At 57.5% G+C, this 10,350-nt stretch carries 5 protein-coding genes and 1 pseudogene; all 6 read left to right on the forward strand.

Going from position 1 to position 10,350, the window contains the following annotated elements; translation table 11 throughout:
• The first annotated feature begins 233 nt into the window (after window positions 1-233).
• On the forward strand, window positions 234-1,352 hold the full coding sequence (locus B2Y33_RS09990; RefSeq protein ID WP_288632891.1) for a GTPase: 1,119 nt from the start codon (window positions 234-236) through the stop codon (window positions 1,350-1,352).
• A gap of 583 nt (window positions 1,353-1,935) precedes the next feature.
• A complete protein-coding gene (gene hsdR / locus B2Y33_RS09995; RefSeq protein ID WP_206405572.1) occupies window positions 1,936-4,308 on the forward strand; it encodes an EcoAI/FtnUII family type I restriction enzme subunit R in 2,373 nt (790 codons plus the stop codon).
• A 444-nt stretch (window positions 4,309-4,752) separates the two neighbouring features.
• Window positions 4,753-5,145: pseudogene (locus B2Y33_RS23235) on the forward strand (HNH endonuclease); the annotation flags it as partial.
• A 2-nt stretch (window positions 5,146-5,147) separates the two neighbouring features.
• Window positions 5,148-6,632, forward strand: coding sequence for a type I restriction-modification system subunit M (locus B2Y33_RS10005; protein ID WP_206405573.1), 1,485 nt, complete (start codon window positions 5,148-5,150; stop codon window positions 6,630-6,632).
• On the forward strand, window positions 6,629-8,302 hold the full coding sequence (locus tag B2Y33_RS10010) for a restriction endonuclease subunit S (RefSeq protein WP_206405574.1): 1,674 nt from the start codon (window positions 6,629-6,631) through the stop codon (window positions 8,300-8,302). Before B2Y33_RS10005 ends, B2Y33_RS10010 begins: the two co-directional genes overlap by 4 nt.
• 29 nt (window positions 8,303-8,331) lie before the next feature.
• On the forward strand, window positions 8,332-10,305 hold the full coding sequence (locus B2Y33_RS10015; RefSeq protein ID WP_206405575.1) for a DUF262 domain-containing protein: 1,974 nt from the start codon (window positions 8,332-8,334) through the stop codon (window positions 10,303-10,305).
• The last annotated feature ends 45 nt before the right edge of the window (window positions 10,306-10,350 follow it).

The following is a 10,350-nucleotide window of genomic DNA, read 5'->3' on the forward strand; positions in this document are numbered from 1 at the left end:
ACGGCTTCGGCTGGTCATGGCAATATGGCACCATCTCTCTGCTCGTTGGCCATCTCAGTTACACGCCATGATGTCGTTGGGCAAGGTGTATGACATGACCTGTAAACCGGTACTACGAATTAACTTTTCAACGGACGATGACTTGGAATGCGTTCGTGGAGGTAAGCGCAGGGGCATACAAGCAGCTGCAGGCAATGTGACGTATTGACCTAATAAATTGTAAGGAGGCTGTAATGGTACAAGTAGGTGATTGGCAGCAGGACGCGATCGATGACGTCATTCGTGACGCTGTACGTGGTTCCGGAGAAGTCAATATCATTGTCGCGGGTAAGACGGGAGTCGGTAAAAGCACCTTGATCAACACCGTATTCCGCGGGAGGTTGGCGAAAACGGGTTCAGGCACTCCAGTGACACAGCAGATTGAAGAGATCTCGAAGGAAGGTCACCCGATCACCATCATCGACAGCAAAGGTCTTGAGCTGAAAGACTACGAGGTCATTCTCAGTCAACTCACGGATTTCGTAGTAGAGCGCGATGAGCATCATGACGAAAACAAGCATATCCATGCAGCCTGGATTTGTATTCAGGAAAGCGGCGATCGCATAGAACAAGCGGAAATCGACCTCTGTCGCATGTTGAACGATCACAAAATACCCGTGGTTGCGGTAGTCACAAAGAGCATGTTCTCGAAAGATAGTGATTTCCACCACAAGGTCAAAGAAATGCTACCGGGTTCTTGCGCGGTAGTGCGGGTGCGCGCTGAGGCTCAGAACATCGAAATTGAGGAGGGAAGCTTCCACACCCTCCCGATCAAAGGCATCGACGAGCTGATCTCTGAATCCGCGAGGTTGATCCCCGAAGCAAAAAAGCGTGCATTCGCCAATGCATTGAGCTCGCGGCATCAATCTTCCATGAAAATCAAAATCGAACAAGCTGAAAAGGAAGTATTGATAGCAAGTGGCCTGGCGGCGGCAGCAGGCGCTACACCAATTCCTTTTTCTGACTCATTCGTACTGGTGCCTATTCAAGTCGGTATGCTGGCGAAGATTGGCGTGACCTTTGGCATGGAGGTTAGTACCAGTGCATTGACCACCCTTGTCGCGTCGGCATTAGGTTCGAGCGCTGCGAGCCTGTTGGGTCGTGCGGTAGTTACGGGGATGCTCAAGATGATTCCGGGTGTAGGGAGCGCAGTAGGTGGCACCATTGCCGCAACAACAGCGGCTACGCTGACTAAAGGGTTGGGTGCGGCTTACATCTCGATATTGACGGATTTCTGCAATAACAATCCCGGTAAGGATCTCGATATCAGCCTGATCGGCGAGGAGTTGAAGCGCAGGCTCTCGTTCAAATAGTGAATGACTACTCATTTGGCCTATCGGAGCCCGGTAGGTCGATGAGTGGTTGGGTAGCTTGAGGAGAGTGGGTGGCGCTTGGACTACTCCCTCACTGGGCTTGGCGCTGCTCATGCTTCCCTCTTGGGCCGGCTTTGGAGTGAATGGACACACACCGAATCTGGGCGTTTGCTTTACACGTTCCTGGCGCCTGTGGGAACGCATCCCTCGTGGTCAGGGCTGCTACCACAACTGCAACCGCGAGAAAGAAAAGCACCAGGACAGACGGGGGATTGGGATGATCCAGCGGCGTGATCCAATCGCACGGGGGAATGTGCATTTCCCCATGCGCTGGCGTCACAATGCCGCGCGAGTAGCTTGAGTGGACTACTGGTGTTACCTCTGTGCAAAAAAGCCGCGTTTTGATTGGGCGCGATCTTTACCCATTCTTGCTGGATAGATATTGTGACGTGGTTCGCACACAGTTAGGTCAAAGAGCCATCAGGGACGTAATCAAGGGTTCTAGCGTACACTTTTACGCCGTCCCAATAATCGCCTCGCCAACCAGATATGCGAGTTCAAGGCAGTTCAACGGGACGGATACATGGACAAGAATTCACTGACTGAGCGTGACATCTGCAGCAAATACATCACACCGGCCATCACCGCGGCGGGCTGGGATTTGCACAAGCAGGTTCGTGAGGAAGTCAGCTTTACCAAGGGGCGCATCATCGTCCGTGGCAAGCTGCACAGCCGAGGCGAGTCGCGCCGCGCCGACTACATCCTGTATCACCAGGCCAACCTGCCGCTGGCGGTTATCGAGGCCAAGGACAACAAGCACGCGCTCGGCGCCGGTATGCAGCAGGCGCTCGGTTATGCCGAGGCGCTGGATGTGCCGTTCGTATTCTCCAGCAACGGCGACGGCTTCCTCTTCCATGATCGCAGTGGCACCGGCGCGCAAAAGGAAACCGAGCTGAGCCTGGAGCAGTTTCCCAGCCCCGATGAGCTCTGGCAGCGCTACTGCCAGTGGAAGGGCCTGAGTGGCGAAAGCCAGCAGAAAGCCGAAGCCCCGTATTACGACGACGGTTCCGGGCGCATGCCGCGCTACTACCAGATGAACGCCATCAACCGTACCGTCGAGGCCGTGGCGCGCGGGCAGGATCGCATCCTGCTGGTCATGGCCACCGGCACCGGCAAGACTTACACCGCTTTCCAGATCATCTGGCGCTTGTGGAAGTCCGGGCAGAAGAAACGCATCCTCTTCCTCGCCGACCGCAACATCCTCGTCGACCAGACCAAGAACAACGACTTCAAACCCTTCGGCCAGGCGATGACCAAGATCGCCAAGCGCCAGATCGAGAAGTCCTACGAAATCTACCTGTCGCTGTATCAGGCCGTGACCGGCAACGAAGAAGAGAAGAACGTCTACAAGCAGTTCTCCTCGGACTTCTTCGACCTTGTTGTGATCGACGAATGCCACCGTGGCAGCGCCTCCGAAGACTCGGCCTGGCGCGAGATTCTCGACTACTTCTCCGGTGCCACCCACATCGGCCTGACCGCCACACCGAAGGAGACCAAAGAGGTTTCCAGCATCACCTACTTCGGTGAGCCGGTGTACAGCTACACCCTCAAACAAGGCATCGAAGATGGCTTCCTCGCCCCGTACAAAGTGGTGCGCATCGACTTTGACAAAGACCTGCAAGGCTGGCGCCCACCCAAGGGTACGCGCGACAAGAACGGTGAGCTGATCGAAGACCGCGTCTATGACCTCAAGGACATGGACCGCCACCTGGTGATCGAAGCGCGGACCCAGTTGGTCGCCCGCAAGGTCACCGAGTACCTGACCGCCACCGACCCCTTCCAGAAAACCATCATCTTCTGCGACGACATTGACCACGCCGAGCGCATGCGCCAGGCCCTGGTCAACCTCAACCCCAAGCGCGTTGAGGAAAACCGCAAATACGTGATGCGCATTACCGGCGATGACAAGGAAGGCAAGGCCGAGCTGGACAACTTCATCAACCCCGAGTCGCGCTACCCGGTAATCGCCACCACCAGCAAACTCATGACCACCGGTGTTGATGCCCAGACCTGCAAACTGGTGGTGCTCGACCAGCACATCAAATCCATGACCGAGTTCAAGCAGATCATTGGTCGTGGCACCCGTATTAACGAGGATTACGGCAAGTACTGGTTCACCATCATGGACTTCAAGAAAGCCACCGAACTGTTTGCCGACCCGGCCTTCGACGGGGAGCCGGTGGTAATCTACAACCCCGAGGGCGACTCCTCACCGGTGCCGCCGGAAGAAACCGAGGGCGAAGAGGGTGACGTGATCGACTGTGGCGCTGGGCCAACCGAAGGTGACGAAACCACCGGCGGCGCTGACGACGATGGCGGCAAGAAGCGCGTCAAATACGTGATCAACAACGTCGCCGTGCACGTCATTGCCGAGCGCGTGCAGTACTACGGCCCGGACGGCAAGCTGATCACCGAATCGCTACGCGACTACACCCGCACCTGCGTTAAGAAACAGTTTGCCTCGCTGGATGACTTCCTGCGCCGCTGGAGCGATGCCGAACAGAAGAAAGTCATCATCGATGAACTGGCCGCTCAAGGCGTGATGTGGGAAGCCCTGGACGACGAAGTCTCAGCCAAGCGCGGCCAGCCGCTCGATCCGTTCGACCTGATCTGCCATATCGCCTTCGACCAGCCGCCGCTCACCCGCAAGGAGCGCGCCGAGCAGGTGAAAAAGCGCAACTACTTTGCCAAATACTCCGGCGCCGCCCGCCAGGTACTGGAAGCCCTGCTCGACAAATACGCCGACACCGGCGTCGAGCACATCGAAGACATCAAGATTCTTCAGCTGGCGCCATTCAGCCACATCGGTGCGCCGATTGAGCTGGTCAAGGCCTTTGGCGGCAAACCGGGCTATCAGCAGGCCATTCAGGAGCTTGAGCAACAGCTCTACGGATAACCGATGCCCAAACTTAATTCATTTGAAATCGCAGCTGTGCTCATCCGTAAGGGCTTTGTTCTGACCGTCAAAAATCAACATGCTAACGGGTATGAGAATCCTGATTTTAACGGTCGTGTATTCGTCAAAATGAGCAAAACGGGTGCTCCTGTTGCTAAGCAACCCTTCCTCATTCATCCAGAACATGCCACCGCAGGTAAATGGGACTTCATCAAGGTACTTTCCCCTTCTTTGCCAAATACCGGGTATCGAAACACCAACATGACGGGGTATCCCGCCGTAGCTGGCTCTGACAGTAAACTAGCAATTGCATTGGATATCGCTACAGAGGCCGATCTTCATCAACTGCTTGATCTACTCGGTTATAAATCCTCTGTTTCTTCCCTGCAGTCCGCGGCTGCTAAATCTTCGGTCTCAACAGAGGAATTTCTAAACGAACCCAACCTCACCGAGACCGAACGCGATGCACTGATGAAAGCGCGCATCGGCCAGAGCGGCTACCGCGACGACCTGCTGGCCTACTGGGGCGGCTGTGCGATTACCGACTGCTGCGTACCGGAGTTGTTGCGGGCCTCGCATATCAAACCCTGGCGTGCTGCCAGCCCGATCGAACGGCTTGATCCGTTCAACGGGCTGTTGCTCACCCCCAATCTTGATCTGGCCTTCGACCGTGGCCTGATCAGCTTTGACGATCAGGGGCAGATTCTCCTCGGCGAGGATCTCGACCCCGACAGCGCCCGTGCGCTCAATATCACCCCTTGTCTGCGCTTGCGCCAGATCAAGCCGCAGCATCGCGGTTATCTGGCCTGGCACCGTGAACACCTTTTCAGGAAGTAAGCATGTCCATCAGCAGCACCATTAAATCCATCCAGGACATCATGCGCAAGGACGTTGGCGTCGACGGCGATGCCCAGCGTATTGGCCAGCTTGTGTGGATGTTGTTCCTGAAAATCTTCGATGACCGCGAGCAGGAATGGGAGCTGCTTGATGACGACTACCGCTCGCCGATTCCGGAGAGCTGCCGCTGGCGCACTTGGGCGGCCAACCCGGAGGGCATCACCGGTGATGCCCTGAAGGACTTCATCGACAACAACCTGTTCCCGCAGCTGCAGAACCTCCACGAATACAGCACCACGCCAGCTACCTACGTGGTGCGTGGCGTGTTCGAGGATGCCTACAACTACATGAAGTCCGGCCAGTTGATCCGCCAGGTGATCAACAAGATTCAGGAAGGGGTGGACTTCAACAAGGCGCAGGAGCGCCACGCCTTTGGCGACATGTACGAGCAACTGCTGCGCGACCTGCAGAACGCCGGCAATGCCGGTGAGTTCTACACGCCGCGCCCGGTCACCGAATTCATGGTGCGCATGCTCGATCCCAAGCTGGACGAAAAGGTCATGGACCCGGCCTGCGGCACTGGCGGCTTCCTCACCTGCAGCATCGAGCACAAGCGCAAGCGCTATGTGCAAACCGCCGAGGACGAGCGCGCCCTGCAGGCGAGCATCTTCGGCGTGGAGAAAAAGCCGCTGCCGCACCTGCTGGCCACCACCAACATGATCCTGCACGGCATCGAAGTGCCCAACCAGATCAAGCACGACAACACACTGGGGCGCCCGCTTATCAGCTGGGGGCCGGCTGAGCGGGTCGATTGCATCGTCGCCAACCCGCCGTTCGGTGGCATGGAAGAAGACGGCATCGAAACCAACTTCCCCACGGCCTTCCGCACCCGCGAAACCGCCGACCTGTTCCTGGTGCTGATCATGCACCTGCTCAAGGACGGTGGCCGCGCCGCGGTGGTGCTGCCCGACGGTTTCCTCTTTGGTGAAGGCATCAAGAGTCGCATCAAGGAAAAGCTGCTGACCGAATGCAACCTGCACACCATCGTTCGCCTGCCCAACGGCGTGTTCAACCCCTACACCGGCATCAAGACTAACCTGCTGTTCTTCACCAAGGGCACGCCCACCAAGGACGTGTGGTTCTACGAGCACCAGTACCCAGTCGGTTACAAAAGCTACTCCAAGACCAAACCCATGCGAGTCGAAGAGTTTGCTGTCGAGGAAGCCTGGTGGGGCAGCGAGGCCGATGGCTTTGCCGCACGGCAGGAGAATGAGTTTGCCTGGAAGGTCAGCTTCGACGAGCTGCAAAACTGCAACTGGAACCTCGACTGCAAGAACCCTCACGTCGGAGAACAGATCAGCCATGACCCGAACGAACTGCTGCGCGACTACGCCGCGCTGCAAGGCGAGATTGGCGAACTGCGCGACCAGCTCAAGGCTGTGCTGGCCGAGGCCTTTGCCGCTCAGGCGGCGGAGCGTGACGCATGAGCGCCGTGTTGACCGACAATCTGCCGCTGCTGGCCGGCGCGCCCAATGGCATCAAGAAGCTGCGTGAGCTGATTCTGGAGCTGGCGGTGCGCGGTAAGCTGGTGCCGCAAGATCCGAGTGATGAGCCGGCCAGTGAGTTGCTGAAGCTGATTGCTGAGGAAAAAGCGCGGCTTGTGGCGCAGGGGAAAATCAAGAAGCAGAAACCGCTGGCTGGCGTTGAAGAGGCAGCACTACCATTTGAATTGCCAGTGGCCTGGGTTTGGGCTCGTCTTGGCGAAATTACCAACTTTGGTACTACAACCAAAAAAGACGAAATCCCAGATGACGCTTGGGTGCTCGATCTTGAGGATATTGAGAAAGACACTTCAAGACTTTTACAGAAGACTCGCTTTTACGAGCGTAACTCTCTCAGTGACAAGAACAGCTTCGCTAAAGGCGATGTGCTCTATGGCAAGCTCCGTCCGTATCTGAATAAGGTTCTAGTAGCTGAGGATGACGGATTTTGCACAACCGAAATTCTCCCGTTCAGGTGCCACGGACCTTATGTAGCGCACTACTTTATGGTCGCGCTGAAAAGCCCATACTTCCTCAGCTATGTGAATGCTAAAAGCTACGGTATGAAAATGCCTAGGCTAGGAACTGAAGACGGTAGGCAAGCCCTTTTCCCTCTACCCCCTCTCGCCGAACAACACCGCATCGTCGCCAAAGTCGATGAGCTGATGGCCCTGTGCGACCGGCTGGAAGCGCGGCAGGCCGATGCCGTCAGCGCCCACGTCCAACTGGTGCAGGCGCTGCTGGGCAGCCTGACTCAGGCCAGCAATGCAGAAGACTTTGCGCAAAGCTGGCAGCGCCTGGCCGAGCACTTCCACGCCCTGCTCACCACCGAATCCAGCATCGACGCCCTCAAGCAAACCCTGCTGCAACTGGCCGTGATGGGCAAGTTGGTGCCGCAAGATCCTAGCGATGAACCGGCGAGTGAATTGCTGAGGCGGATTGCCGAGCAAAAGGCGCGCCTCATCTCCGAAGAAGGTCTTCGAACGACAGCAAGAGACGATGTCCCAGAGGCTGAGCATTACTTCAGGCTACATACCGGTTGGGCGTCCTGCCGGCTTGGCAACCTTGCTCGTTTCATTGACTACCGGGGCAGGACACCTACAAAAACATCATATGGCGTACCGCTCATTACTGCCAAAAATGTGCGTCCAGGATTCATCAGTAGAGATCCTCAAGAGTTCATTGCTGAGACGGACTACTTGTCTTGGATGACAAGAGGCTTTCCACGGGTTGGAGACATGCTTTTCACAACCGAAGCTCCAATGGGGAACGTGGCGGTAATTGATATTGCTGAGCGTTTTGCACTGGCTCAGCGCGTGATTTGCTTCCAACTGCATGAGCTGGAAACGGGCCCATTCCTGAAGCTGACCATGATGTCCTCTGGCTTTCAGACGCAGCTTTCAGATGCCGCCACAGGTATGACCGCCACTGGTATCAAATCCTCTCGCCTTAAAGAAATACCAGTTCCGATACCTCCGCTCGCCGAACAACACCGCATCGTCGCCAAAGTCGACCAGCTGATGGCCCTCTGCGACCAACTCAAAGCCCGTCTTAATCATGTCCGGCAAGTGCACGAGCATCTAGCCAGTGCGCTGGTCGAGCAGGGCGTGGCCTGATTTAACAAGAACACCGATAAGGACATCCTATGCGTCCCGACAAGAAAGCCGTCACCGACCTGTTTACCGAGCGCGCGCAGTACCTGATCCCCTTGTTCCAGCGCGGTTACGTGTGGACGCTGAACGAGCAGGTGCAGCCGCTGTGGGAAGACCTCGTTGACCGCCTGGAGGCTATCGTCCAGCATCAGGCTGATGCAGCCATGGTCGGGGCTGGCCGGCTCAGGCCGCTACGCCGGCACTTTCTCGGGACCGTGGTGATCGGCAGCCTCAAGGGCGGCAGCAGTGATGCCGTGGGCAACCGCGATGTGATCGACGGTCAGCAGCGTATCACCACCCTGCAGATTCTGTTGCTGGCGTTTCGCGACCTGGTCGCGCCTCTGGATGACGATGCGCTGAGCTATGACCTCAAGCCGCTGACGCAGAATATCGGCCGATACCGCCAGGCCAGCGATACCCTCAAGGTGTTGCCGACCAATGTTGGCCGCGATGTCATGCAGGCGCTGGCCGGGCTGGGCAGCGCCGAGAAGATCAGCGAGCGCTTCCCGGCCAAGGTCGGCCGGCAGTACCAGGAACGCCCGGCGATGGTGCGTGCCTACCTGTTCTTCCACGCCATGCTGGCCTGCCACCTGCGCGGCCTGCGCTACGACGACCCGTTGCCGGACGCGGCTGCAGATGAAGAACGCACCGTGGCCCATGCGGTGATTCGTACCATCGACACGGACAACCAGTTGAAACTGCCGGGCGCCGACCTCCCTCTGCAGGTGGAGCGCGCCCATGCGCTGCTGGCCACCCTGCGCGAAGGTTTCCAGATCATGTCGCTGGAGCTGGAGGACGAGGACGATCCGCAGATTATCTTCGAAACCCTCAATGCCCGGGGCGCGCCGCTATTGCCGAGCGACCTGATCCGCAACTTCATCTTCCTCCATGCCACCCGCAACGGCGAGGACGTGGATGAGCTGTATCGCCAGGGCTGGCAGCATTTCGACGAGACGGTAGACACCAGCACTGGCAAGGGCGCCAAGTTCTGGAAGCAGCAGGAGCGGCAGGGCCGCCTGAAGAACTCGCGACTGGACCTGCTGCTTTACCACTACGTGGGCATGCGCAAGTGCGAGGATTTGAAGGTGGCCCACGTATTCAACGAATTCAAGGACTGGTGGCAGTACGAGCCCCGCGACACTCAGCACGAGCTGGCGCGCATCACGCACCTGGCGGGGTATTTCCAGACCTTTATGGTACCGGGGCAGGCGAGTCGCCTCGATCTGTTCTGCCGGCGTCTGAAACTGCTGGATGTATCCACGGTGACGCCGCTTGTGCTGTATCTACTGGAGCACCATAAGCCGGATTCCGCGGAGTTCCTGCAGGCCATTGGTGATCTGGAGTCTTACTTGGTGCGCCGGTTTATCTGTGGCTACACCACCAAGAGCTACAACCGCACCTTCCTCAACCGCTTGCTGGTGGAGATGGTGCGCGAGCAGAAGACCGATGCCGCGACATTGCGCGACAAGTTGCTGTCCCTGCAGGGCGACAGCCAGTGCTGGCCGGATGACGAGGCCTTCGCCCTTAACTGGTGCCATCGCGCTCTTTACCAGGGCCGCAACACCAGCAAGGTCCGTGCGGTTCTCGAGGCGCTGGAGTTGTCCATGCGCGGTAGCAAGCAGGAGAGCCTGGTGCTACCTGATGGCCTGACCGTGGAGCATGTGTTGCCGCAGAAGTGGCAAACGAACTGGCCGCTCGCCGAGGACACGCCAGAGAACCAGGAAAAGCGCCGTCGCCTGCTGCACAGTATCGGCAACCTCACACTGGTGACCCAAGCCTTCAACTCCGCCCTGAGCAACGAACCCTTTGCCGTGAAGCGGCAGGAGATCGTAACCACCAGCCTGCTGATGCTCAACACCCACTTCCAGCGCTATGGCGACAACGATTCCTGGGATGAGGAAGAAATCGTGGTGCGAGCGGACAGCCTGTTTGCATCCGCGCTGAAGATTTGGCCGATGCCGAAGTGATGCTGGAACCACTGATTATTCAAATAACGTTTTTGGGTGCCCTGA

It is taken from the genome of Pseudomonas sp. UBA5666 (assembly GCF_002420785.1).
In the GTDB taxonomy this organism is placed as follows: Bacteria; Pseudomonadota; Gammaproteobacteria; order Pseudomonadales; family Pseudomonadaceae; genus Aquipseudomonas; species Aquipseudomonas fulva.